We start from the raw sequence: 23538 nt of genomic DNA, 5'->3' as shown, positions 1-23538 counted from the left end.
CAGCGACTCCCCCATCCCGGCCTCACTCCGGCTTGCGCGGATCCAGCGAGATCAGCCGGGTCACATCCAGCAGGGCCGCCGGCAGGTGCATGCCGCCGGGGGCGGCGAGGTAGCGGGTGCGCCAGGTGGGGGCGAACTTGGACTTGAAGCGGCGCAGGCCGGTAAAGCCGTAGAAGCGTTCGCCGTGGCGCACGATCAGGTTGCCGAAGCGGTTCCAGCGCCCGGCCAGGCGGTGCTGGGCCAGGCCCGACAGCGGCGCCATGCCCAGCGAGAAGCGCTTGTAGCCCTGGTCGCGGCCCCACAGGAACAGCTCGATGAACAGGAAATCCATGGTGCCCTTCGGGGCGTCGGCGATGTGCCGCATCAGGTCCACCGACAGCTCGTGGCCGGCCGGGGCCTGCCACAGGTTGGCGAAGGCCACGACCTTGCCCTCGAACTCCACCAGCGCGATCGGGAAGCGGCGCAGGTAGGCCGGGTCGAAGCTGCCCAGCGAGAAGCCCTTCTCGGCGCCGGCCTTGTCCTCCAGCCATTGCTGCGAGACCTCGGCCAGCACCGGCATCAGCGCGTCCACCGCGTCGGCTTCGACGATGCGGAAACTCAGCCCGCTGCGCTTGCCGCGGTTCCAGGCCTGGCGCAGGTCGGCGCGGTCGCGGCCCTCCAGGTGGAAGCCCTCCAGCGACACCATCGCTTCCTCGCCGAGCTTGACCAGGGTCAGGCCCAGGTCCAGGTAGGTCTGCCAGTGCTGCTCGCCGACCTGGTAGAACACCGGACGCAGGCCCATGCGGTCGGCTTCCTCGCGGAAACGCCAGATCAGCGCGCGGGCCACCTCCGGCGCGCCGACCGGGTCGCCCATCGCCACCAGCGAGCCGCCGTAGCGCTGCATCATCACGAAGCCGGGGCCCTCCTCGGCCTGCAGCAGGGCCTTGTCGCCGGTCAGCACCAGGCAGGCCTGGGTGTCGGTGGCCTCGGCCAGCACCGGCGCCAGCGCGTCCAGTTGCACGCCATCGGCCGGCGCCAGCGGCGAGCGGGTGCTGTGCAGCAGCCGCGCCAGCCCGAACACCACCACCGCCACGCTGACCAGCAGCACCGCGCGCAGCGCGCGCGGCGCATTGGCCGAGGTGGCGAACTCCCACCACAGCTCGTTCTGGTATTCCACGTGGCTGTAGACGAAGAACAGCAGCCAGATCGTGGCGATCAGCACCAGGCCGAGGTTGCGCAGCCACGGCCACGACCAGGCCTCGTCGAGCAGCGCGCCCTCGCGGTAGAACTCGCGGCGCGCGCCCCACAGGCCCACCGCCACCACCAGCGAGGACAGCGCCACCGAGACGTGGCCGCCGCGCAGCCAGGCCGGCAGCGGCAGCAGCACGCAGATGCCGATCGCCATCACCCAGGCCGCATGGCTGCGCCGCTGCAGGCCCTGGCCGATCAGCAGCAGCACCACGCCGCCGAGGCTGGCCAGCAGGTGCGAGGTCTCCATGATCGACAGCGGCGCCATGTCCTGGCGGCGCTTGGGGGTGGGCAGGGTGCCGTCGATGACCAGCGCCGCGCCGACCGCGAACACCGCCAGGGCGATGATCTGCGGCAGCCACGGGCGCAGCGTGCGCCAGGCCACGCGCACGCCGCCGGCACTGGCGACCAATGGCCGGCGCAGGCCGGACAGCGACGCCATCAGCACCGACAGCAGCAGCGGCACCACGTAGTAGGTGATGCGGTAGATCAGCGCCGCCGCCAGCACCGCCGCCGGCGCCACGCCGGGCAGCAGCTTGAGCAGGCTCCATTCGAACACGCCCAGGCCGGCCGGCACGGTCGAGACCAGGCCGGCCACCACCGCGACCAGATACAGGCCGACGAAGCCGATGTACTCGATCCCCGATTCGTTGGGCAGCAACACGTAGAACGCGGCGCTGGCCAGGCCCAGCTCGACCACGCTCAGCGCGGTCACGCCGAGGGTGGTGCGCCGGTCCGGCAGCCACAGCTCGTGGCTGCGCCAGCGCAGGGTGCGGCCGTCGCGGCCGGCGAGCAGCAGCATCGTGGCGAAGCCCACCAGCAGCGCGATGCCGATGGTGCGCACCGCGCTGGCGCCGACCGGCAGCGCCAGCGCCGCCGCCGCCGGCTCCAGGGTCAGGGCCAGCGCCAGCAGCAGCCAGGCGCCGAACACGAAGCCGAGCGTGCTCATCAGCACCACCTGGCCGATCTCGGCCAGGCTCAGGCCGACCCGGCCGTAGCCGCGCAGGCGCACCGCGCCGCCGGTCAGCGCGGCGAAGCCCAGGGTCTGTCCGACCGCATGCGCCAGGAACGCGGTGATGCTGATCCGCATCGGGTGCAGCTTGCGCCCGCTGCGGCGCAGGCCGATGGCGTCGAAGCCGATCAGGCAGGCGTAGCTGCTCAGCCCCAGCAACAGGGTCAGCACGATCTGGCTGAGGCTCAGCTGGTTGAAGGCGTGACGGATCGCGCTGTAGCCGTGGGTGCTGAACTCCGTGGCCAGCGCATGCAGCGCCAGGGCCAGGATCGCCAGGCTGGCCAGCACCGGCAGCGCGCGGCGCCAGCCGGGGACGGACGCGGGAGTGGAGGGCGCGGCGTCGGTCATTGCGGACGGGCGCGCGCGGAAAGGCGCCACGCGGCGCGCGACGGGGTCAGGGCGAAGCTGCAGGCGGAACGAAGACGGTCCATCGCGATACCGGTTGGGTGGTGTGCCGGCAGCGCCGGCGACGCGCATGATAGTGGAATCGTACGTCGGCACGGCGTCGGGACCGCGGCGCAGGCCGTCGTCCACGGCCGCGACGGCGGTCCCCGATCGCTCAGGAGCCTGCGATGCCCGCATCTGCAATGCCCGTGTGCATGCCCGCCCCGTCCGTGTCGCGCTGGCCTCGCGCGGCCGGCGCCGCGGCGCTGGCGCTGGCCCTGCTGTTCCTCGGCGTGGCCGTGGCGCTGCAGTTTGCGCGTGCCGACCTGCACTGGCAGCAGGCCACGTTGAGCCAGTACCTGCACGGCCGCGGTGGCCTGTTGCTGCGCACCGTATATGTCCTGCTGGCCGCCGGCGTGGCCGCGCTGGGGGCGGGCCTGTACGCGCAGGCGCCGCCGTCCGCGCGCAGCGGCGCGCCGACGCTGTTGTTCATGGGCGCCGCGCTCGGCCTGTGCGGGGTGGCGATCGGCGACAGCTATCTGCCGCAGCGCGCGCCGCTGCTGGCGCCGCTGGTGCACGGGGTGTCCGCGCAGACCGCGTTCCTGTGCGCGACCACGGCGATGCTGCTGCAGAGCGCCTGGTTGCGCCGGCAGCAGGCGTGGCAGCGCCGCGCTGGAGCACTGCTGATGCTGGCGGTGCTGGCGTTCGCGGCGCTGTGGGTGCATGTACTGTGGCGCGCGCCGCCGCGCGGGCTGACCCAGAAACTGGCGATCGCGCTGATCCTGGCCTGGCTGTTGCCGGTGGCGTATCGGCTGTGGCGGCCGGCGCCTGCAGCCGCTGCGCAATCGCGCGACAATGGCGCGGGTTTCCCACTACAGGACAGCGCATCATGATCCAGCGTTTCGATACCGGCCCGCGGATGTCGGAAATGACCGTGTACAACGGCGTGGCCTACCTGGCCGGCCAGATCGCCGACGACACCAGCGCCGACATCGCCGGCCAGACCCGCGAGGTGCTGGCGGCGATCGACCGGCTGCTGGCGCTGGCCGCCACCGACAAGAGCCGGATCCTGCGCGCGGAGATCTACATGACCGACCTGGCCGAGTTCGCCGAGATGAACAAGGTCTGGGAAGAATGGGTCAGCCCGGGCAACACCCCGGCCCGCGCCACCGTGCAGGCCAAGCTGGCCGATCCGGCCTGGAAGATCGAGATCGTCATTACCGCGGCCGCGTAAAGGCCGGGATTGGGGAGTCGGGAATGGGGAATGGGAAAGGCGGCGGTGCCGTCGCCTGAGCGACCGCGTAGAGCAGTTTCTTTCGCCGCGACGGGCGCCTCCGGTAAAGCTTGTCGCGGCTGACTGCAAGCTCCTCAGGATGCGCAGGCAATGCCGGGACTCGCGGGACGCCCATTCCCGTTTCCCCATTCCCCATTCCCGGCGCCCCAGCGCCTCAGCGCCTCAGCGCCTGACGAACCGGTAATGCGCCACGCCCCACTGCTGGCCCTGTTCGTAGCCGAACAGTTCCGCGCAGGCCATCCAGAACATGCGCCAGCGTTGCCACCAGATCTTGGCGTCGGCGCCGTAGGTGGCCTGCAGCACCGGCATCAGCGTGTCGCGGTGGCGGTCCTGGTTGTGCAGCCAGGCGTTGGCGGTCTTCTCGTAATGCTGGCCGGACAGCAGCCAGCGGCGTTCGATCGCCAGGTCGTCTTGGAACTGCAGCAAGGTGTCGGCCGCCGGCATCAGCCCGCCGGTAAAGAAGTGCCGGCCCATCCAGTTGTCCTCGCCCTGCACCTCGAACGGATAGGCCAGGTCGCGGTGGCAGAAGATGTGCACGAACAGTCGCCCGCCCGGCACCAGCCAATGGCTGACCCGCTTGAGCAGTTCGCGGTAGTTGCGCATGTGCTCGAACATCTCGATCGAGACCACGCGGTCGTAGCTCTCGGTCGGCAGGGTCAGGGTGTTGGCGTCGTGGGTGATCACCTTGACGTTGCTCAGCCCGCGCGCGCGGCACTGCGCTTCGATGTGCTCGCGCTGCGGCCGCGAGTTGGACACCGCGGTGATGCGCGCGCCGGGGAACCGTTCGGCCATCCACAGGGTCAGCGAGCCCCAGCCGCAGCCCAGTTCGAGGATGCGCTGGCGGTCGCGCAGCTGCGCGCGTTCGGCGTACAGCTGCAGCATGCGCTCTTCGGCCGCGTCCAGGTCGGGTGTGGTCGCGTCCCAGTAGCAGCTGCTGTATTTCAGGCGCTTGCCCAGGCACAGCTCGAAGAAGCGCGGCGGCACTTCGTAGTGCTGGCGGTTGGCCGCATCGGTCTCGATGGCGATGGCGCTTTCGCGCAGCGATTCAATCAGCAGGCGCTGGCGCTCCCAGGCCGCGTCGGCGCCGCCGGCGCGCGCGTCGCGCAGGCGCTGCGCGCACAGCCGGCGCATCGCCGCGCGCAGCACGGCGTCGGGCAGCAGGCCGGATTCGGCCAGGCGCGTGGCCAGCGGCTCGGCCGGCACGGCGGGCGGGGAAGAGGTGGCGAAGGTGCTGGACATGGCGGATCTCCTGGCGCGGGTTCAGTGCCGCGGCGGCATGGGGAAGAAGGCGCTGGTGCTGCGCTGGTAGTCGGCGTAGTCGCGGCCGCGCGAGCGCAGGGCCTGCTGTTCGGTGTAGGGAATGCCGGTGACCCGGTACAGGAAGGCGAACATCAGCAGCGGTCCCAGCGCGGCCACGCCGACCCACAGCGCGCCGCTGCCCACCGCCAGGAACACGTAGGCGAACCAGTGCACGAATTCGAAGAAGTAGTTCGGGTGCCGCGAATAGCGCCACAGGCCGCGGCGGCAGGTGGTGCCCTTGTTCGCCGGGTCGGCGCGGAACGCGGCCAGTTGCCGGTCGGCCAGGCTTTCCCCGCCGACCGCGACCAGCCAGGTCGCCACCGCCAGGGTGGTCCACACGCTCCACTGCGGCTGCGGGTTGTGCGCGGCCACCGACAGCGGCACCGCGAACGCCAGCACCACCAGCGCCTGGCCAAGGAAGAACGCCAGGAACTTGCGCTGGTCGCCGTGCCAGTGCTCGCGCAGGGCGCGATAGCGGCCGTCCTCGTGCGCATCGCCGAACACGCGCACGCCCAGGTGCCAGGCCAGGCGCGCGCCCCACAGCCCGCCCAGCACCGCGGTCAGCACGCGCGGCAACAGCGCGCCGTCGGCGCGCCAGGCGCAGTACAGCGCGGTCAGCGCCATGCACGCCGACCACAGCACGTCGACCACGCCGGCGTTGCGGGTGTGCCGCTGCCAGGCCCAGCCGGCGAGCATGACCAGCACGGTGAACACGCCCACATGCAGCAGCGGCCAGGCGTTCATCGCGCCGCTCCGCTTGCCGGCAGCGCCGGCGTGGCGACGATCAGGCGCCGCGTCGCCAGGCTCAGCAGGGTCAGCGCCGCGGCCCAGCCCAGCGCCAACGCCAGCAGCGCCTGCGGCAACGGTTCGGTCAGCGTCACCGCCTGCCAGCCGCGCGCGGCCAGCACATAGCCCAGCGGGCCGGCGCTGGCGCCGAACAGCGCCGCGCGCCAGGGATGGCGCATCACCCAGGCCAGCGAATGCTGGAAGGTCAGCGCGAAGCCGGCCCACAGCGCCAGGATCCACAGCGGCGGCCACGGCGCCGGCGGCGCGGCGGCGTAGCGCACCCAGTCGCCGGCGCGCAGCGCGGCATCCACGCCGGCGCCCAACGGCAGCGCCAGCGCCATCAACGTGGCATCGCCGCGGGCGCGGCGGCGCGGCCGCAACTGGTACAGCGCGAACAGCGCCAGCGCCGCCGGGCCGGCCCAGGCCAGCCCGTGCGCGGCACCGACCACCGCGGCCAGCCACAGCCCCTGCAGGGCGAGGTAGTTGAGCAGGTTGCTCATGCGTCGCCCGCCAGCGCCGGGGCGAACTGCGCCGGCCGCGCGCGCGGCTTGCTCAGCCACAGGTGCACGTCGCCGATCGAGCGCTCCAGGAAGCCGCCTTCGCAGTAGGCCAGGTAGAACTCCCACATGCGGATGAAGCGTTCGTCGTAGCCGAGCGCGCGCACCTGCGGCAGCCTGGCCATGAAGCGCTCGCGCCAGGCGCGCAGGGTCAGCGCGTAGCTGGGGCCGATGTCTTCGAGGTTGAACAGGCGCAGGTCGCTGGCGCGGGCGATCGCGCCGGTCATCGCCGCCACCGAGGGAATGAAGCTGCCCGGGAAGATGTGGCGCTTGATGAAGTCCACCGACTTCAGCGCCTGCGCGTAGCGGTGGTCCTCGATGGTGATGGCCTGGATCAGCGCCTGGCCGTCGTCCTTGAGCAGGCTGCCGACCTTGCCGAAGTAGGTGTCCAGGTACTGGTGGCCGATCGCCTCGATCATCTCGATCGAGACCAGGCGGTCGTAGCGGCCGTCGAGGTCGCGGTAGTCGCGCAGCAGCACTTCGACCCGGTCGGACAGGCCGGCGGCGGCGATGCGCTGCCGCGCCAGCTCGTACTGCTCGCGCGAGATGGTGGTGGTGGTGACGCGGCAGCCGTGGTGCCTGGCTGCGTGCAGGGCGAAACCGCCCCAGCCGGTGCCGATCTCGACCAGGTGGTGGTGCGGCTGCAGGTCGAGCTTGGCGCAGATGCGCTGCAGCTTGCGTTCGGCGGCGCGTTCCAGTGCGGCCTCGCCCAATGCGCTGTCGGCATCGCGGAAGATCGCCGAGGAGTACATCAGGTTGCGGTCCAGGAACAATTCGAACAGCGGGTTGCCCAGGTCGTAGTGCGCGGCGATGTTGCGGCGGCTGCCGGCGCGGGTGTTGCGCGCGAACGCGTGCAGGCCGCGCATCGCCAGGCCGCCGAGCCGGGCCAGGCCGGTCTCCATCGCGTCCAGGCGGTCGCGGTTGCGCACCAGCAGGCGCACCAGCGCGACCAGGTCGTCGCAGTCCCACAGCCCGTCCATGTAGGCCTCGCCGACGCCGACGCTGCCGTTGAGCGCGGCCTGGCGGTAGAAGCGCGGATCATGGATGCGCAGATGCGCCTGCAACGTGTCGGCGCCGGCCGCGGCCTCGCCCAGCGTGGTCAGCGTGCCGGCCTCTTCGAGGCGCAACTGGCCTTCGCGCAGGCCGTCCAGCGTGGCGAGCAGGCGCTGCCGCAGCAGGCGGTCGAGCCCGCGCAACGGCGGTGCGGCCGGGGCCAGCGCGGCGGCGGAAGAGGGCGCATGCGGAGCGTTCATCGGCGTTCTCGCGGAAGGGGAGGGTCGGGGTGGTCGTGGACCGGGTTGCCGCGCAGCCACAGCCGCAACGCCTGCCAGTGGATCTTGGCCATCACTTGCAGGGTCATCGCCGGATAGCGCAGCAGCGCCTGCGCCAGGCTGGCGCCGCCGAGGGCGCGGCGCTGCAGCACCAGGGTGGCGTCGAAGCGCCGCCGGGGCGTGGCCGGCGCGGGATCGAGCACGTCCATGTGCACGCGCAGCTGCGCGCCGGGTTCGCTGAAGCGCCAGGCGTAGGTATGCGCCATCGCCATGAACGGCGAGACGTGGAAGCGCTTGGCGAAGCGCCAGGCGTGCGTGGCGCCGTGGCTGCGCGCCTCGGCCAGCGGCAGCACGTAGGCATGGCGCTGCCGCCACGGCGTGTTGGTGATCTCGGCGACGATGCTGTGCAGTCGCTGCTGCGCGTCGTGGCAGTAGTAGAACGTGACCGGATTGAAGCAGTGGCCGAAGTAGCGCAGGTGGGTGAGCATGCGCACCGGGCCGAGCGGGCGTTCGCCGGTGTGCTGCTGCACGCGGTCGCGCACCGCCTCGTCCAGCGGCTGCGCGGGGTCGCCCAGGTAGTCGCTGCGGCGGAACTCGGCCAGGTTGCGCCGGTTCACCGACCACAGCCAGCGCCGCGCGAACACCTGCTGCAGTTCGTCCAGGTCCAGGTACAGCAGGAACAGCGGATAGCGGAACGCCAGCGCCTTGGGCGCGTAGCGGCGATGCCGCACCCAGCCGGTGTAGACCGCGCTGTGCAGGGCCTGCCGGGTCGTACCCGCCGCCGCCGGCGTTGTCGAGACGGCGCCAGCCGGCGGGGCGGACACGGCAGTGCGGCGCATCAGGTTCATGGCCAGGGTACCCCCAGCGCCGCGGCCACGTCGACCGCGCTGCGCAGGCCGTCCTCGTGGAAGCCGAAGCCCCAGCCGGCGCCGGCGAACCAGGTGTTGCGCTGGCCCTGGATCTCGCCCCTGCGCGCCTGCGCCGCCACCGACGCCTGGGTCTGCAGCGGGTGCCGGTAGCGCATGCGTCGCAGCACCTTGGCCGGGTCGATCGCATCGCTGCGGTTGAGGCTGACGATGAACGGCTGCGGCGCCTGCAGCGACTGCAGCGCGTTCATCCAGTAGCTGACCGTGCATGGCGCGTCCGGATCGGCCGGCACGTGCGCGTTCCAGGCGGCCCAGGCGCGGCGGTCGCGCGGCAACACGCGCGCGTCGGTGTGCAGCACGGTCTCGTTGTCCTGGTAGCCGATCGCGCCGAGGATCGCGGTTTCCGCGTCGCTGGGATCGGCCAGCAGGCGCAGCGCGTCGTCGGCATGGCAGGCCAGCACCGCATGGTCGTATTGCTGGGTGTCGGCGTCGCAGGCGACGGCGACGCTGCCGTGTGCGGTCCGCTGCACCGCGCGCACCGGCGTGCCCAGCCGCTCGCGCACCCGCCAGCGGCCGCGCAGCGCGCGCACGTAGCTGTTGGAGCCGCCGCGCACCACACGCCACTGCGGGCGGCCGCTGACCTGCAGCATGTGGTGGTTGGCCATGAAGCCGATCAGCTGGCGCATCGGGAAGTCGAGGATCTGCCGCGAGGGCGAGGACCACAACGCCGAGGCCATCGGCACCAGGTGCGCGTCGCGGAACACCTCGGAATAGCCGTGGCGCTGCAGGAATTCGCCCAGCGTGAGCGGCGCCAGCGTGGCGTCATGCAGCACCTGCGGTGCCTCCCGGTAGAACCGTCGCAGGTCGCGCAGCATGCGCCAGAAGCGCGGCGACAGCAGGTTGCGGCGCTGGCAGAACAGCCCGCCGAGGGTGCCGGCGTTGTATTCCAGCCCGGTGCGCTGCTCGTGCACCGAGAAGCTCATCGTGGTCGGCTGCGACTCCACCCCCAGCCGCGCGAACAGCGCGCTCAGCAGCGGGTAGTGCTGCGGATTGAACACGATGAAGCCGCTGTCCACCGCGTACTCCACGCCGTCCAGCTCGATCGCGTGGGTGTGGGTATGGCCGCCGAGATAGTCGGCCGCTTCGTACAGCGTCACCTCGTGGCGCTGCGACAGCAGCCACGCCGCGCCGAGGCCGGCGATCCCCGAGCCCACCACCGCGATCCGGCTCATCGGGCACGCGCCTGCGCGCGCACCAGCCCGGCCGGTACCGGCTTGAGCTCGCGGATCACGCCGGTCCACGACAGCACCGTCAGTCCGTACCAGGTCAGGTCCAGTTCCCACCAGCGGAAGCCCTGGCGCGCGGCGCCGGGAAAGAAATGGTGGTTGTTGTGCCAGCCTTCGCCGAAGGTCAGCAGCGCCAGCCACAGGTTGTTGCGGCTGTCGTCGCGGGTGTCGAAGCGGCGGCTGCCGAAGCGGTGCGCCAGCGAGTTGATGGTGAAGGTGGCATGGAACAGCGCCACGGTGGAGACGAAGAAGCCCCACACCAGCAACTGCGGGCCGTCGGTGCCGAGTTGCGGCACGTGGCGGTGCAGCCAGCCGCCGAGCAGGAACAGCGCCAGCGCCAGCAGCACCGGCAGCAACAGGTCGAAGCGGTCGAGGAAGCGCAGTTCGGGGAAGCGGCGCAGGTCCGGGATCGCCTCCCAGTCGGTGCGGAAGCCGCGCGGGGTCAGGAACCAGCCGCTATGGCTCCACCAGAAGCCGTGCTGACGCGGCGAATGCGGATCGGCCGGGGTGTCGGTGTGGCGATGGTGGTTGCGGTGGTGCGCGGCCCACCACAGCGGCCCGCGCTGCACGCAGGTGGCGCCGACGGCGGCGAACAGGAACTGCACCGGGCGCGAGGTCTTGAACGCGCGGTGGGCGAAATAGCGGTGATAGAAGCCGGTGAGCGCGAACATGCGCACCGCGTACATCGCCACCGCCATGCCGACGGCGAACCACGACACGCCGACCCAGAACACGCCCAGGCAGGCCAGGTGCAGGCCGATGTAGGGCGCGGCGCGCAGCCAGTCGATGCGGTCGGCGCGCGCTGGGTCGAGCTCCACGTCGGCGCTGGTGTCGAACCAGCGACGCAGGGTGCGCAGGATGCGGCCGCGCTGCGCGGGCGGCGTCGTGGAATGGGGGCGTTCCGGAACGGGACTCGACACAAGCGCGTCTCATTGGGGGACTTGGGGAGCGATACGGACGAAACCGGAAGACGGATGCACCCGCGTCGCGCGCCGTCCCCTGCGCGTGGTGCATGCCCTTCGCGCGTGGCGCACGCGTCCTGCACGCACGCCGAGGCGGCGCGGCGCAGGAACGATCGTGTCGCGACACCGCACGAAACCGCGCATGCATGACAGCGCGCGTATCCTGCCCGCGGCGCGGTGGCGGGCAAGTGAATACGCGTTGGCCGGCGACGGCGACGAGACGCGGCCGCGCGCCAGCGCTGCGGCGGCGCAGGGCCGCCGCGATCGCGATTTGTCTACGGCGCCAGCTGCAGCGTGCTGATGCCGCCCTTGGCCACGACCGGGCCGGTGGCGACGCCGCCGGGCGCGCCGCCGGGCGGTTCCATGGTCACCGCCAGCACCGCGCCGTCGTGGAGCAAGGGCATCAGCGCATCGGGAATGCGCGCCACGCGCGCCTTGGCCTCGTCGAACACGCCCATCGAGCGCGCCTTGCCGTCGGCCGGGATCAGCCACAGCTCGGGCACGCGCGCGTCGTCGTGGCTGCCGCCCAGCGGAGTGAGGGTGATGCTGCGCTTGTCGGCGTCCATCAGCGCCACGTAGCCGGGCTTGCCGTCGTCCTGCATCAGCGTGGAGGTCATCGCGATGCCGCTGGGCTTGGGCGTGGTGGTGGCGACCGGCGGCGGCTGCGTGGCCGGCGGCGGCACCGGCGCGCGCGCCAGCAGCAGCGCCAGCAGGCAGGCGGTGGCGGTGGCGAAGCCGCCGGCGCTGAGCCAGCGCCAGGTCCGCACGCTGTCCCAGAATCCGGGTGCGGCCGGCCGCGCACGCGGCGCCGGCGCATCCAGGCCCAGCGAGGCGCGGATGCGCACCCACACGCGTTCGGGCACCGCCACCGGGGCGATCTCGTCGGCCAGCGGCATCAGGTGCTGCTGCCATTGCAGCACCGCCGCGGCGAATTCGCGGTCGCTGTCGATGCGCGCTTCGGCGGCGCGGCGCTCCTGCGCGTCGAGCACGCCCAGCACGTATTCGCCGGCCAGCACGTCGCGCGGCGGCGGGGTTTCCTGCGGATCGGGCACGGAGGCGTTCATCGTTCCAGGCACGCTTTGAGTTTGGCCAGGCCGCGGCGGATCCAGCTCTTCACCGTGCCCAGCGGCGTGCCGCTGCGCTGGGCCAGTTCCTCGTAGGTGATGCCTTCGAAGAACGCGGTGCGGATCAGCTCGCCGCGCGGCGGCTCCAGTTCGCCCATGCACACGTCCAGGCGCCGTCCGGCCACCCGCCACTCGGTGTCGGCGAGCGGATCGCGACCTTCGTCCTGCAGCTCGCCGGCGTCGTCCAGCGCCACCGACTGCCGTGCCGGCGCGCGTGCGCGGAGGTAGTCGATGGCCTTGTTGCGGGCGATCATGGTCAGCCAAGTGAGGCCGCGCGCGCGCTGCGGATCGAACTGCGCGGCCTTGCGCCAGACCGCGGAAAACACTTCCTGCAGCACGTCCTCGGCTTCGCCGCGCTGCGGCACGATGCGCAGGCACACGCCGAACAGGCGCGAGGAGGTGGTGCGGTACAGGCGTTCGAACGCGGCGCTGTCGCCGGTGGCGGTGGCGACCAGCAATTGTCCTGCTTCGTCGTGATCGGGCGACTCGGTCATGCCGGGAGACGGTGGCGAAGGTCGGCGCGATGCTACAGGCTTTCGCCGCGGCCGTCGCTCATGCGCGCTGGCGTCGCCACAGCACGAGTGCGGCGAGCAGCAGGACGATCTCGAATGCGGCAAGACCGGTCGTGGTCGGGCCCACCGGCCACAGCCGCAGCAAGCTGGCGCTGCGGTAGAGCACGATGGGCACGTAGAACGCCAGCGCCAGGAGCAGGCCGGTGCGCAGTTGCCCGGTGCGGGCGAAGTAGCCGAACAGGAAGGCCATGCCCAACTGCAGGCCGCCGTAGATGACCAGGTATTCGGACTGGCCGGAGCGGTCCAGGCCGATATAGCCCACCGCCGCCGCGGTCTGCGCCGGCAGCAGCGTGCACCAGACTGCGAGCAGCGCGTACAGCGCGGCGTTGAACCACAGGTAGGCCTTGGCCATGGGGTGTCCTCGTCGAGGCGCGGGCGATGCGCAGGCATGGTTGTAGCGGGTGCGGCGGGGGCCGGCGTGAATGCGCTGGCGGCGCGGCTCAGCGCGCGCTGCATTGCGCGACCAGGGGGTGCTGCAGCGCCTGCTCCCAGGCGCCGGCGTCGGCCTGGCCGCGCAGGCGTTCGGGAAAGTCGATGCGCACGTTCGGGTAGCGGCCACGCGCGTCGCGGATATTGCCGACACCGCGAAATTCGAGCAGACGCCGGTCCTTGCGCGCATAGGCGACGCTGAGGTCGGGCAGCAGCGTGCCGTACCAGGCGGCCAGGCTCAGCGTGTAGCGCTGCACTTCGGCATCGGCCGGGCCGGGGCTGATGCGGAAGTCGAGCGTGCGCAGTTCGCTGGGCAGCACGAAGGCGATGCGCTGCGGCCCGCCGCGGCCCAGGCTGTCCCAGCGCTGGCGCAGGTAGGCGTCGAAACCGGCGTCGATCACCTGCGCCTGGTCGCTCTTCGGCAGCGGCGCGCGGCGTTCGGCCTGGCCCTTGGCCTGGCTGAACATCTCGCGTCCGCTACCGCTGCGGCGCACGCCCTCGCGGTAGCCGCTGCGCGCATCGACCAGTTCGAAGTCCGGCGCGGCGCTGCCGTCGTCCACGCGCTTGCGCGCGAACGCGGCGCCGTCGGCGCACTGGTACAGCACCAGACGCGCGCCATCCTCGCGTACCCAGTGGCTTTCGCGGTACAGCACCTGCTTGCCGTCGGCGGCGTAGGCGATGCCCTCGTAGTGCAGCATCGCCCGCGCCGGCGCGGCGGCGACCAGGGCGGCGGTGCCCAGGGCCAGCGTCAGCGGCAGGGACGCGCGGATGAACGGGAAGGCGGCGGTCGACGTCGGCATGCACGGCGCTCCGGTGGGATGACACCAGCACATACGCGGCCGGCGCCGATCCGGATGCGCCCGCCGAGGCGGCCGCGCTGCAGCGGCTGTCTCAGCGCAGGACGATGCAGTCCACCGGGCAGGCCGGCAGGCACAGCGCACAGCCGGTGCACAAGGGCGCCAGCACCGTGTGCATGTGCTTGGCGCCACCGACGATGGCGTCCACCGGGCAGGCCTGGATGCACTTGGTGCAGCCGATGCAGTCGGCCTCGACCACCCACGCCACCTGCGGCGGCGCGTGCGTGCCGCGGCGGCGGTCGTAGGGCAGGGCGGGGACCCCGAGCACCCGCGCCAGGGCGCGCGCACCGGCGTCGCCGCCGGGCGGGCAGCGGTCCACCTGCACCGTGCCGGCGGCCATCGCCTCGGCATAGGGGCGACAGCCGTCGAACCCGCACTGGCCGCATTGGGTTTGCGGCAGCAGGCGATCGAGGCGTTCGAGCAGGGTGTCGGGGGCGGGCGTCATGGCGGAGGCGGCGCGCGGCGGCGCCTTGGGGACTACAGTGCGAAGCAGAGCGCCGGCGGGGCCGGCCTGCACAGTGTAACGCGGCGTCCGCGTCGGCCTGACGGCGCCGCGGCGCGCAGCGTCATCGGCTCAGGCGATCCGGCGCCCGCGGTACCAGCGCTCGTGCGCCAGCGCCAGCATCGGCCGATCCTCGCGGCTGTCGCCGTAGGCGTAGATGCGCCGATAGGCGCTCAGGTCGTACTGCACGCGGATCAGCGCGGCCTTGCGCGGCCCGCAGTCGCCGTGGCGATAGCGGCCGGTCAGACGTCCGTCCTGCACTTCCAGGCGGTTGCAGATCATGTGCAGCCCATGCTGCGTGCACCAGGGCCGCAGATACAGGTCCAGCGAGCCGGAGACCACCGCCACGGTGTGCCCCTGTTCCTGATGCCAGGCGATCCGCTGCAGCATGTCCGGTCGCAGCGCCAACGGCAGCGCCTCCTGCGCATAGTGCTCGGCCTGGCGGGCGATCTCGTCTGCGTCGCGTCCGGCGAACACCAGCCGGGTGACCCGCGTGCGCAACGCTGCCGCCGACACCAGGCCCAACCGATAGCCGGCCAGCCAGGGGCCGACCGTCCAGCGCGCCCGCGCCTGCTGTGCCGGCGTGGCCACACGGCGCAGGAACCCCGAATAGGTATCGGCGGTGGTGAGGGTGTGGTCGAAGTCGAAGAGGGCCAAGTCCATGGGAATGGGGAATGGAGAAACGGGAATCGTGAAAGCGGGTCTGGCGGCGCGCTGGCAGCTTTGCGATTTCCGATTCCCGATTCTCCTTTCCCGGCCTCACCGCACCGGCATGCCCGGCTGCGCGCCGCTGTCGGCGTCGAGCAGGGCCAGACTGCCGCCGTCGAAACCGGCCGACAGGATCATGCCCTCGCTGAGGCCGAAGCGCATCTTGCGCGGGGCCAGGTTGGCGATGAACACCACGTTGCGGCCGACCAGCTTGTCCGGTTCGCCGTAGCTGCCGCGGATGCCGGAGAAGATCTGCCGCTTGCCCAGCTCGCCGGCGTCCAGTTCGAAGCGCAGCAGCTTGTCCGATCCTTCGACGAACTCGCAAGCCAACACCTTGCCGATGCGCAGGTCGAGCTTGGCGAAGTCGTCGATGCCGATGACGCTGGGAGTGGGGAGTGGGGATTGGGGATTCGTCACTGCCTTCGCCTCCTGCTTGGCAGCGGGGGCCGCGGCGGCGGGAGCGGGGGCGAGGGTGTCCTTGGAGGCGTCGGTCATGGCGTCGAGCAGCTTTGGGTCGATACGGGTGAACAGGGGGGCGTAGGGCTGGATCACGTGCGCCAGCAGCGGCGCCTGCAGGTCGTCCCAGGCGCCCAGCGGGGCCGACAGGAACGCCTCGGCTTCGGCACAGGTGCGCGGCAGCACCGGCTTGAGCGCGGCGGCCAGCACCCGGAACAGGTTCAGGCCCTGCGTGCACACCGCCTGCAGTTGCGCCTCGGCGCCGTCCTGCTTGGCCAGCACCCAGGGCTTGTGTTCGTCGATGTACTTGTTGGCCTCGTCGGCCAGGGCCATGGTCTGGCGGATCGCGTTGGCCGGGTCGTTACGCTCGTAGGCCTCGCGGATCGGCGCCAGGGCGGCAACGAAGCGCGCGTACTGCGCCGGGTCCGGCAGCGCGTCGGCGAGCGTGCCGCCGAAGCGCTTGTCGATGAAGCCGGCGCAGCGGCTGGCCAGGTTGACGAACTTGCCGACCAGGTCGGCATTGACCCGCGCCACGAAGTCGCCCAGGTTCAGGTCGAGATCGTCGACGCCGCCGGAGGACTTGGCCGCGAAGTAGTAGCGCAGCGCCTCCGGTTCCAGGCCCACGTCCAGGTAGGTGCGGGCCATGACGAAGGTGCCGCGCGACTTGGACATCTTGGCGCCGTCCACGGTCAGGTAGCCGTTGACGTGCAGCCGGGTCGGCGCGCGGTGGCCGGTGCCGTGCAGCACCGCCGGCCAGAACAGGCCGTGGAAGTTGACGATGTCCTTGCCAATGAAGTGGTGCAGCTCGGTGGCGGTGCCGGCCGCCAGGTGCGGCTCGAATGCTTCGCCCAGGCTCGCGCACAGGGTCTGGAAGCTGCTCAGGTAGCCGATCGGCGCGTCCAGCCACACGTAGAAGTACTTGCCCGGCTGGCCGGGGATCTGGAAGCCGAAGTAGGGCGCGTCGCGGGAGATGTCCCAGGCGCGCAGCCCGCCCTCGCTGTCCAGCCATTCCATCAGCTTGGCTTTGACCCCGGGCAGGGCGACGTCGCCGGCCAGCCACTCGCGCAGGAAGCCGTCGAAGCGGCCGACTTCGAAGAAGAAGTGCTCCGAATCGCGCAGCTCCGGCGTGGCGCCGGAGATCACCGACTTGGGCTCCTTCAGTTCGGTCGGGGAATAGGTGGCGCCGCAGACTTCGCAGTTGTCGCCGTACTGGTCGGCGCTGCCGCAGTTCGGACAGATGCCCTTGATGTAGCGGTCGGGCAGGAACATGCCCTTGGCCGGGTCGTAGAACTGCGCCACCGAGCGCCGCGCGATGTGGCCGCCGGCGTCGAGCTTGGCGTAGAACGCCTCGGTCAGGGCGCGGTTGGCGGCCGAGTTGGTCGAGTCGTAGTGGTCGAAGGCCACGCCGAACGCGGCGAAATCGCGCTCGTGGCTGGCCTGGACGGCGGCGATGAAGTTTTCCGGGGTGACCCCGGCCTTCTCCGCGGCGAGCATGATCGGCGTGCCGTGGGTGTCGTCGGCGCACACGAACCAGGTGCGGTCGCCGCGCAGCCGCCGCGCGCGCACCCAGATGTCGGCCTGGATGTAGCCGACCAGATGCCCCAGGTGCAGCGGTCCGTTGGCATAGGGCAGGGCGGTGGTGACGAGAGCGGTGGTCATGGCGGCCGGCGATGCTGGGGGCCGGGGATTATTGCATGGAGCCGGGAATGGGGAGTCGGGAATGGGGAATCGCCAGAGCGGTGGCCTGCGATCTGATGGGCCACGAGCAAGGTGCCTTCGCAGGCGCCTTGTCAGAGCGGGGTGGTATCAGGCCGGCAGATGCCGCTTTTACGATTCCCGATTCTCCACTCCCGATTCCCGGCTTCTATTGCATGGAGCTGGGAATGGGGAGTTGGAAATGGGGAATCGCCAGAGGGGTGGCCCGCGATCTGATGGGCCACAAAAAAGGCGCCTTTGCAGGCGCCTTGTCACAGTGGGGCCATCAGGTCGGCAGATGCCGCTTTTACGATTCCCGATTCTCCACTCCCGATTCCCGGCTTCTATTGCATGGAGCTGGGAATGGGAGTTGGGAATGGGGAATCGCAAGAGCGGTGGTCTGCGATCTGATGGGCCAGGAAAAGGGCGCCTTTACCGGTGCCTCGCCGGAAATGGGGTACATCAGGCCCGGCATGTGCCGCTGTGGACGATTCCCAATTCTCCACTCCCCATTCCCGGCTTCTAATGCATGGAGCCGGATTGGGGAGTTGGGAATGGGGAATCGCAAGAGCGGTGGTCTGCGATCTGATGGGCCAGGAAAAAGGCGCCTTTACGGGTGCTCGCCGGAAATGGGGTACATCAGGCCCGGCATGTGCTGCTGTGGACGATTCCCAATTCTCCACTCCCCATTCCCGGCTTCTAATGCATGGAGCCGGATTGGGGAATTGGGAATGGGGAATCGCAAGAGCGGCGGCCGGCGACCTGATGGTCCAAGAAAAAGGCGCCTTTGCAGGCGCCTTGTCACAGTGGGGCCATCAGGCCGGCAGATGCCGCTTACGATTCCCGATTCTCCACTCCCGATTCCCAGCTCCTACTCCCTTATCCAGGTCTGCGTCCGGCCAAGGGCCTCGATCCCGATGTAGCCGCGCATCTGCAGCTTCTTGCCGCCGTCGGTCAGGGTGACCTTGGCCTTGTAGGTCTTGCCCTTGGCCGGGTCCAGCACCGAGCCGCCGTCCCATACCGCCGTGCCGTCGGGCTTGAGGCCCCACAGGATGGTCATGCCCTTGATCGGCTTGCCCTTGCGCTCGCCGTCGCACTTGTCGCACATCGGGTTGGGGCCGTGGTTGGACTGCAGGATCTCGACCACCTTGCCGGTCAGCGTGCCGTTGGCGGCCTGTTCGATCTGCACGATCGACTTGGGCTTGCCGGTTTCGTCGTCGATGGTCTGCCAGCGGCCGACCGGCGAGGTGTCGGCGGCGTGCGCCATGAATGCCGCCGCGCTCAGCGGCAGGGCCAGCATCAGGGTCTTGAAGGTCGTGCGCATGTTCCCCTCCCGAGGGATGTCCGGTGCGGCCGGCGCGATGCCGGCCTGATTCGACTGTATACCCAAGCGTATGGTGCTGGGAATCTGCACTGCGGCATGCGGTTCAGCGTGGCCGGCGGCCGGCGTTCAGCCGTTCTCGTACAGTTCCAGCGGCAGTGCGTCGGGGTCGGCGAAGAAGGTGAAGCGGCGGCCGGTGTATTCGTCCACGCGGATCGGTTCGACCTCCACGCCGTGCGCCTGCAGGTGCGCGACGGCCGCGTCCAGGTCGCGCACGCGCAGCGCCAGGTGGCGCAGCCCGCAGGCTTCCGGGCGGCTCGGCCGCGGCGGTGGCGCGGGGAACGAGAACAGTTCGAGCTGGCTGCCGTCGGGCAGGGCCAGGTCCAGCTTCCAGGAGTCGCGGGTGTCGCGGTAGACCTCGGCGATCACCGGCAGGCCCAGGATGCGGCAATAGAAATCCTTGGAGCGCGCGTAGTCGGAGGCGATGATCGCCACGTGGTGCAGGCCGTCCAGGGTCAGGCTCATCGGCACAGCGCCTGGCCGAACTGCAGGACATGGCCGTCCGGATCGCGGATCGCGAACTCGCGCATGCCGTAGGCGAAGTCTTCCAATGGATAGACGATGCGTCCGTGCGGCTGCAGCCGCTGCCACCAGGCATCGACCTCGTCGGTGCGGAAGTACAGCGTGCAGGCGAGGTTGGCAGCGGGCGCGTCGGCCGCTGTCTGTTGCACGGCCAGCATCAGGGCCAGCGGGCCGTGCCGCAGCGATACCCAGCCCGTCGCCAGCGTGCCGCCGTCGCGGCGAAACCCCAGCATTTCGGTGTAGAACGCCAGCGCCGTGGCCAGGTCGGCACTGCGCAACATCGGGGTCAGTGCAGTGAAGGTCATGGGCTGATCCGGCGCGAGCGACATCGGGCGATCCATGCATGCAGCATAGCGCAGCGGCGCGCCCGTGCCGGTGCTGGTGCTGCGGTGCCGGTGCCATCTGCGACACTGCGCGTTCCACCGCTGCGAGGCCGCGCCATGCCGCACAACCCGCTCGCCGCCCTGCTGGCCGAGGACCGCTGCCTGGTGCTCGACGGCGCGCTGGCCACCGAACTGGAACGGCGCGGCTGCGATCTCGCCGATCCGCTCTGGTCGGCGAAGATCCTGCTGGAACAGCCGCAGCTGATCCGCCAGGTGCACCAGGACTATTTCGCCGCCGGTGCGCAGTGCGCGATCACCGCCAGCTACCAGGCCACGCCGCAGGGCTTTGCCGCGCGCGGCATCGACCTGGTGCAAGCGCAGCGTTTGATCGCGCGCAGCGTCGAACTGGCGCAGCAGGCGCGGCAGGACCATCTCGCGCTGCATCCGCAGGCGGGGACCTTGCTGGTGGCCGGCTCGGTCGGTCCGTACGGCGCCTTCCTGGCCAATGGCGCGGAGTATCGCGGCGACTACGTGCTGGCGCCGGCACGGATGCGCGCGTTCCACCATCCGCGCATCGCCGCGTTGGTGGCGGCGGGCGTGGACCTGCTGGCCTGCGAAACGCAGCCGTCGCTGGCGGAAATGGCGGCGTTGCTGGAAGTGATAGAGGCGTTCCCGCAGACCGTCGCCTGGTTCGCCTGCACGCTGCGCGATCCGATGCGCCTCAGCGACGGCACGCCGTTGCGCGACGTGGTGGCCTTGCTCGACGGCCACCCGCAGGTGGTCGCGCTGGGCGTCAACTGCGTCGCCCCGTCGCTCGTCACCGCGGCGTTGCGCCACCTCGCGACGCTGACCCGGTTGCCTTTGGTGGTGTATCCGAACGCTGGTGAGCGCTACGACGCCGACCGCAAATGCTGGCAGGCCGACGGCGCCGACGCCGGCACCCTGGCCGATCGCCTCGCCGCCTGGCGTGCGGCCGGCGCGCGCCTGATCGGCGGCTGCTGCCGCACCACACCGCAGGACATCGCGCAGCTGGCGCGGCGGTTGGCATCGCCGTAGCGACGAGGCCGATCGTTTGCACTCGGCCGCACGATGTCCTCGCCGGCGGTTGTCCAACGGGTGCCCGGGCTGGTGAGCCGCTTCGGGCTGTTGTGGGAGGGACTTCTGTGGGAGGGACTTCAGTCCCAACGCGTTGCAGTGAAAGGCGTCGGGACTGAAGTCCCTCCCACAAGGGGGCATGCACGCCCAATACCCTGATGGAACTGGCCTGCTATCCGCACCGAGTGGGATGGGGGCAACGGGAGGGCGATGGCACCAAGGGAACGTCGTTGCAGTTCCCACCGTTGTCGCGGCGCGATTGCAGTAGCTCGGCATGCCGGGGATTGCACTGTGGGAGGGACTTCAGTCCCGACGCGTTGCAGTGAAAGGCGTCGGGACTGAAGTCCCTCCCACAAGGGGGGCATGCGCGCCCAATACCCTGATGGAACTGGTCTGCTATCCGCACCGAGTGGGATGGGGGCAAAGGGAAGGCAATGGCGCCAAAGGAACGTCGTTGCAGTTCCCACTGCCGTCGTGGTGCACTTGCAGCAGCTCGGCATGCAAGGGACTGCACTGTGGGAGGGACTTCAGTCCCGACGCGTTGCAGTGAAAGGCGTCGGGACTGAAGTCCCTCCCACAAGGGGGGCATGCGCGCCCAATACCCTGATGGAACTGGCCTGCTATCCGCACCGAGTGGGATGGGGGCAAAGGGAAGGCAATGGCGCCAAAGGAACGTCGTTGCAGTTCCCACTGCCGTCGTGGTGCACTTGCAGCAGCTCGGCATGCAAGGGACTGCACTGTGGGAGGGACTTCAGTCCGACGCGTCCGGGTCGACGGCGTCGGGGCTGAAGCCCCTCCCATAGTGGGGACACAGCTCCCACAATGGGTCCACAGGCGCGATCTGTCTCCGTGCCGCCACTGCGGTTTTTCCGTAGGAGCGGCTTCAGCCGCGACCGGGCTTCACCAGGAACGCCCCGTCGCGGCTGAAGCCGCTCCTACGCGACCTCCGGCGATGCCGCGGGCCACGGCATCGCTTGCTCAGCCCTTCTTGCTCGCCACCCAGCGCTCGATCTTTTCCTGCAGCACGTTCAGCGGCACCGAGCCGTCCTTCAGCACTTCGGCATGGAATTCGCGGATGTCGAACTTGTCGCCCAGTTGCGCGCGGGCGTAATCGCGCAGTTGCATGATCTTCATCTCGCCGATCTTGTAGGACAGCGCCTGCCCGGGGATGGCCATGTAGCGCTCGGCTTCGGCCTCGGCATCGGTGCGGCTGGTGGCCGAGTTCTGCAGCATGTAGTCGATCGCCTGCTCGCGGGTCCAGCCCTTGCTGTGCAGGCCGGTGTCCACCACCAGGCGGATCGCGCGCCACAGCTCGTTCTGCAGGTAGCCGAAATAGTTGTACGGGTCCTGGTACAGGCCCAGCTCCTTGCCCAGCGATTCGGCGTACAGGCCCCAGCCTTCGATGAAGGCGGTCTCGCCGCCGAAGCGGCGGAACTTGGGCAGGTTGGTCAGCTCCTGCTGCAGGCCGAGCTGGAAGTGGTGGCCGGGAATGGCCTCGTGCAGGTACAGGTCTTCCGCATCCCAGGTCTTGCGGCTGGGCAGGTCGTAGGTGTTGACGTAGAAGATGCCGGGGCGGCCGTCCTCGCTGGGGCGCATGTACGAGCCGCTGGCGGCCGATTGCGCGCGGTACGGCTCGACCGGGCGGATCTCGAACGCGGCCTTGGGCTTGAGCGAGAACATGCGCGGCACCGCGGCGTCGACCCGGCCTTCCAGGCCGCGGTAGTAGGTCAGCAGCTCGTCCTCGCTCTTGAAGGTGAAGCGCTTGTCGGTCTGCATGAACTTGAAGAACTTCTGCATCGAGCCGCGGAAGCGCACCTGCTTCATCACCGCCTGGATCTGGCCCTGGATGCGCGCCACCTCGTCCAGGCCGATCTGGTGGATCTGGGCCGGGGTCAGGTCGGTGGTGGTGCTCTGGCGCACGTTCCAGGCGTACCAGGCGTCGCCGCCGGGCAGGGCGCCGATGCCGGCGGTGTTGCGCGTGGCCGGCAGGTATTCGGTGGCGATGAAGCCGCGCAGGGCGCGGTAGGCGGGCATGATGCGGTATTCGATCATGCGCTTGTATTCGGCGGTGATGCGCTGCTTCTCGGCCTCGGGGATGTCCGCCGGCAGATTGCGCACCGGGCCCCAGAACAGGCTCTCCTCGGCGGTGGGCTTGATGATCGCATCCAGCTGCGGCAGCACCTTCTCCATCAGCGCGCGCGGCTGCACCACGCCGGCCTTGATGCCCTCACGCATGTTGGCGATGGCCTGGTCGAACAGCGCCGGAATGCCGAGCGCGCGCCGCGACCAGTTGTCGTAGTCCTTGACCGTGCGGAACGGCTGCGCGCCGGTGCCCGAACCGAGCATCACCATGATGCTGCCGACGTTGTAGAACTGGTTCACCGGCTGCATCCAGCTCGGGTACTTCTCCGCCTCCAGCGCGTTGCGCGCATCGCCGACGAAGATCTCGTAGCTCAGCAGGTCCTGCCCGGTCAGACCGTCCTTGCCGATCGCCTCGGCCTTGGTCAGCCACTCCACGGTGAAGTCGTGCGACTGCTGGCGGAACGCGGCCGAGAGGAAGTTCGGCAACTGGTCGTTGTAGCGGCTGTCGCCCTGGAAGGTGGCCTGCAGCGGATTGAGCTTCAGCGAGGCCTCCCAGTAGTCGTCGTACAGCCGGTTCAGCTGCTGCGCCTTGGTCAGCACCACCGGGGCCGGCGCCGGCCGCGCCTTGCGCGCCTTGCTGGCCTTGGCGCGGGTCTGCGCGGTGGTCTGCTTGGTGGTCTTCTTCTTGGCCGCGTCCGCCGGGGCCGCCAGCGACAGGCTCAGGGCGGTGGCGATGGCGAGGGACAGCAGGCGGGAAAAGCGGGGCGGCATTGCGGGCTCCAACGACAAGCGAGCGGGGAGCTTGCCCGATCCGCACCGCGGAGGCCACCCGTGGCCGGTCCCCGCGG

General features: G+C 70.4%; 22 protein-coding genes. 3 read left to right on the top strand and 19 right to left on the bottom strand.

The features are described from left to right. Positions 1-22: 22 nt before the first annotated feature. Positions 23-2587, bottom strand: a complete 2565-nt coding sequence (gene mprF / locus AC1PME_RS14300) for a bifunctional lysylphosphatidylglycerol flippase/synthetase MprF (protein WP_481096215.1) — start codon at positions 2585-2587, stop codon at positions 23-25. Positions 2588-2838: 251 nt separating this feature from the next. On the opposite strand from mprF, the gene AC1PME_RS14295 reads away from it, so the two are divergent. Both AC1PME_RS14295 and AC1PME_RS14290 read left to right on the top strand, forming a co-directional pair. Continuing rightward, complete coding sequence (locus tag AC1PME_RS14295) at positions 2839-3516, top strand: DUF998 domain-containing protein (protein ID WP_481096214.1); 678 nt, start codon at positions 2839-2841, stop codon at positions 3514-3516. Next, complete coding sequence (locus AC1PME_RS14290; RefSeq protein WP_254458638.1) at positions 3513-3857, top strand: RidA family protein; 345 nt, start codon at positions 3513-3515, stop codon at positions 3855-3857. Before AC1PME_RS14295 ends, AC1PME_RS14290 begins: the two co-directional genes overlap by 4 nt. A gap of 222 nt (positions 3858-4079) precedes the next feature. Here the strand turns inward: AC1PME_RS14290 and AC1PME_RS14285 are convergent, their stop codons facing one another. The 17 genes from AC1PME_RS14285 to AC1PME_RS14205 form a co-directional block, all read right to left on the bottom strand. Beyond that, complete coding sequence (locus tag AC1PME_RS14285; protein ID WP_307551528.1) at positions 4080-5156, bottom strand: SAM-dependent methyltransferase; 1077 nt, start codon at positions 5154-5156, stop codon at positions 4080-4082. 21 nt (positions 5157-5177) lie between these two features. Next, entirely contained in the window at positions 5178-5960 is a 783-nt protein-coding gene (locus tag AC1PME_RS14280; RefSeq protein WP_481096213.1) for a DUF1295 domain-containing protein, read from the bottom strand. After that, on the bottom strand, positions 5957-6502 hold the full coding sequence (locus AC1PME_RS14275) for a DUF2878 domain-containing protein (RefSeq protein WP_307551524.1): 546 nt from the start codon (positions 6500-6502) through the stop codon (positions 5957-5959). Before AC1PME_RS14275 ends, AC1PME_RS14280 begins: the two co-directional genes overlap by 4 nt. Then, positions 6499-7812 carry a class I SAM-dependent methyltransferase gene (locus AC1PME_RS14270; protein ID WP_481096212.1) on the bottom strand — a complete coding sequence of 438 codons (1314 nt, stop codon included), beginning with the start codon at positions 7810-7812 and terminating at the stop codon, positions 6499-6501. The genes AC1PME_RS14275 and AC1PME_RS14270 overlap by 4 nt, the downstream gene beginning before the upstream one ends. Continuing rightward, the gene (locus AC1PME_RS14265; protein ID WP_254458633.1) at positions 7809-8678 is read right to left on the bottom strand and encodes a DUF1365 domain-containing protein; all 870 of its coding nucleotides are present in this window, start codon (positions 8676-8678) and stop codon (positions 7809-7811) included. Before AC1PME_RS14265 ends, AC1PME_RS14270 begins: the two co-directional genes overlap by 4 nt. Then, entirely contained in the window at positions 8675-9928 is a 1254-nt protein-coding gene (locus tag AC1PME_RS14260; RefSeq protein WP_481096211.1) for an NAD(P)/FAD-dependent oxidoreductase, read from the bottom strand. The genes AC1PME_RS14265 and AC1PME_RS14260 overlap by 4 nt, the downstream gene beginning before the upstream one ends. Beyond that, positions 9925-10842, bottom strand: coding sequence for an acyl-CoA desaturase (locus AC1PME_RS14255; RefSeq protein WP_429002542.1), 918 nt, complete (start codon positions 10840-10842; stop codon positions 9925-9927). The genes AC1PME_RS14260 and AC1PME_RS14255 overlap by 4 nt, the downstream gene beginning before the upstream one ends. Before the next feature lie 377 nt (positions 10843-11219). Beyond that, positions 11220-12008: an anti-sigma factor gene (locus AC1PME_RS14250; protein ID WP_254458630.1), complete on the bottom strand. Its 789-nt coding sequence runs from the start codon at positions 12006-12008 to the stop codon at positions 11220-11222. Next, a complete protein-coding gene (locus tag AC1PME_RS14245) occupies positions 12005-12562 on the bottom strand; it encodes a sigma-70 family RNA polymerase sigma factor (RefSeq protein WP_160968252.1) in 558 nt (185 codons plus the stop codon). Before AC1PME_RS14245 ends, AC1PME_RS14250 begins: the two co-directional genes overlap by 4 nt. Positions 12563-12620: 58 nt before the next feature. Beyond that, positions 12621-12992, bottom strand: a complete 372-nt coding sequence (locus AC1PME_RS14240; protein ID WP_209031935.1) for a DUF4345 domain-containing protein — start codon at positions 12990-12992, stop codon at positions 12621-12623. An 88-nt stretch (positions 12993-13080) separates the two neighbouring features. Next, positions 13081-13869 (bottom strand): hypothetical protein, encoded by a 789-nt coding sequence (locus AC1PME_RS14235; protein WP_481096210.1) that lies wholly within the window; start codon positions 13867-13869, stop codon positions 13081-13083. A 91-nt stretch (positions 13870-13960) separates the two neighbouring features. Further along, positions 13961-14371 carry an Rnf electron transport complex subunit RnfB gene (rnfB, locus tag AC1PME_RS14230; protein WP_481096209.1) on the bottom strand — a complete coding sequence of 137 codons (411 nt, stop codon included), beginning with the start codon at positions 14369-14371 and terminating at the stop codon, positions 13961-13963. A 129-nt stretch (positions 14372-14500) separates the two neighbouring features. Beyond that, complete coding sequence (locus AC1PME_RS14225) at positions 14501-15091, bottom strand: HAD family hydrolase (RefSeq protein ID WP_481096208.1); 591 nt, start codon at positions 15089-15091, stop codon at positions 14501-14503. A gap of 96 nt (positions 15092-15187) precedes the next feature. Next, a complete protein-coding gene (gene metG, locus AC1PME_RS14220; protein ID WP_481096207.1) occupies positions 15188-17251 on the bottom strand; it encodes a methionine--tRNA ligase in 2064 nt (687 codons plus the stop codon). A gap of 907 nt (positions 17252-18158) precedes the next feature. Further along, a complete protein-coding gene (locus tag AC1PME_RS14215) occupies positions 18159-18611 on the bottom strand; it encodes a DUF2147 domain-containing protein (protein ID WP_254458624.1) in 453 nt (150 codons plus the stop codon). 126 nt (positions 18612-18737) lie between these two features. After that, a complete protein-coding gene (gloA2, locus tag AC1PME_RS14210) occupies positions 18738-19127 on the bottom strand; it encodes an SMU1112c/YaeR family gloxylase I-like metalloprotein (protein ID WP_254461441.1) in 390 nt (129 codons plus the stop codon). A gap of 2 nt (positions 19128-19129) precedes the next feature. Continuing rightward, positions 19130-19495, bottom strand: coding sequence for a VOC family protein (locus AC1PME_RS14205; RefSeq protein ID WP_481096206.1), 366 nt, complete (start codon positions 19493-19495; stop codon positions 19130-19132). 105 nt (positions 19496-19600) lie between these two features. Between AC1PME_RS14205 and mmuM the strand changes: the two genes are divergently transcribed. After that, entirely contained in the window at positions 19601-20569 is a 969-nt protein-coding gene (mmuM, locus tag AC1PME_RS14200; RefSeq protein ID WP_481098123.1) for a homocysteine S-methyltransferase, read from the top strand. A 1017-nt stretch (positions 20570-21586) separates the two neighbouring features. On the opposite strand, the gene AC1PME_RS14195 is transcribed toward mmuM, so the two are convergent. After that, entirely contained in the window at positions 21587-23461 is a 1875-nt protein-coding gene (locus AC1PME_RS14195) for a DUF885 domain-containing protein (protein WP_481096205.1), read from the bottom strand. Positions 23462-23538: the final 77 nt, after the last annotated feature.

This window comes from Xanthomonas sp. NCPPB 901, from assembly GCF_056725085.1.
The sequence above is the reverse complement of the archived record's forward strand: the minus strand, read 5'-3'. Positions and strand labels throughout refer to the sequence as shown.

Excerpts from the sequence above, each read along its gene's own strand:
- mprF (WP_481096215.1), bottom strand. The coding sequence starts at position 2,587 with ATGACCGACGCCGCGCCCTCCACTCCCGCGTCCGTCCCCGGCTGGCGC.
- AC1PME_RS14295 (WP_481096214.1), top strand. The coding sequence starts at position 2,839 with ATGCCCGCCCCGTCCGTGTCGCGCTGGCCTCGCGCGGCCGGCGCCGCG.
- AC1PME_RS14240 (WP_209031935.1), bottom strand. The coding sequence starts at position 12,992 with ATGGCCAAGGCCTACCTGTGGTTCAACGCCGCGCTGTACGCGCTGCTC.
- AC1PME_RS14215 (WP_254458624.1), bottom strand. The coding sequence starts at position 18,611 with ATGCGCACGACCTTCAAGACCCTGATGCTGGCCCTGCCGCTGAGCGCG.
- AC1PME_RS14285 (WP_307551528.1), bottom strand. The coding sequence starts at position 5,156 with ATGTCCAGCACCTTCGCCACCTCTTCCCCGCCCGCCGTGCCGGCCGAG.
- AC1PME_RS14290 (WP_254458638.1), top strand. The coding sequence starts at position 3,513 with ATGATCCAGCGTTTCGATACCGGCCCGCGGATGTCGGAAATGACCGTG.
- AC1PME_RS14265 (WP_254458633.1), bottom strand. The coding sequence starts at position 8,678 with ATGAACCTGATGCGCCGCACTGCCGTGTCCGCCCCGCCGGCTGGCGCC.
- AC1PME_RS14260 (WP_481096211.1), bottom strand. The coding sequence starts at position 9,928 with ATGAGCCGGATCGCGGTGGTGGGCTCGGGGATCGCCGGCCTCGGCGCG.
- rnfB (WP_481096209.1), bottom strand. The coding sequence starts at position 14,371 with ATGACGCCCGCCCCCGACACCCTGCTCGAACGCCTCGATCGCCTGCTG.
- AC1PME_RS14275 (WP_307551524.1), bottom strand. The coding sequence starts at position 6,502 with ATGAGCAACCTGCTCAACTACCTCGCCCTGCAGGGGCTGTGGCTGGCC.
- AC1PME_RS14250 (WP_254458630.1), bottom strand. The coding sequence starts at position 12,008 with ATGAACGCCTCCGTGCCCGATCCGCAGGAAACCCCGCCGCCGCGCGAC.
- AC1PME_RS14280 (WP_481096213.1), bottom strand. The coding sequence starts at position 5,960 with ATGAACGCCTGGCCGCTGCTGCATGTGGGCGTGTTCACCGTGCTGGTC.
- metG (WP_481096207.1), bottom strand. The coding sequence starts at position 17,251 with ATGACCACCGCTCTCGTCACCACCGCCCTGCCCTATGCCAACGGACCG.
- AC1PME_RS14205 (WP_481096206.1), bottom strand. The coding sequence starts at position 19,495 with ATGACCTTCACTGCACTGACCCCGATGTTGCGCAGTGCCGACCTGGCC.
- AC1PME_RS14245 (WP_160968252.1), bottom strand. The coding sequence starts at position 12,562 with ATGACCGAGTCGCCCGATCACGACGAAGCAGGACAATTGCTGGTCGCC.
- AC1PME_RS14225 (WP_481096208.1), bottom strand. The coding sequence starts at position 15,091 with ATGGACTTGGCCCTCTTCGACTTCGACCACACCCTCACCACCGCCGAT.
- AC1PME_RS14195 (WP_481096205.1), bottom strand. The coding sequence starts at position 23,461 with ATGCCGCCCCGCTTTTCCCGCCTGCTGTCCCTCGCCATCGCCACCGCC.
- AC1PME_RS14270 (WP_481096212.1), bottom strand. The coding sequence starts at position 7,812 with ATGAACGCTCCGCATGCGCCCTCTTCCGCCGCCGCGCTGGCCCCGGCC.
- AC1PME_RS14235 (WP_481096210.1), bottom strand. The coding sequence starts at position 13,869 with ATGCCGACGTCGACCGCCGCCTTCCCGTTCATCCGCGCGTCCCTGCCG.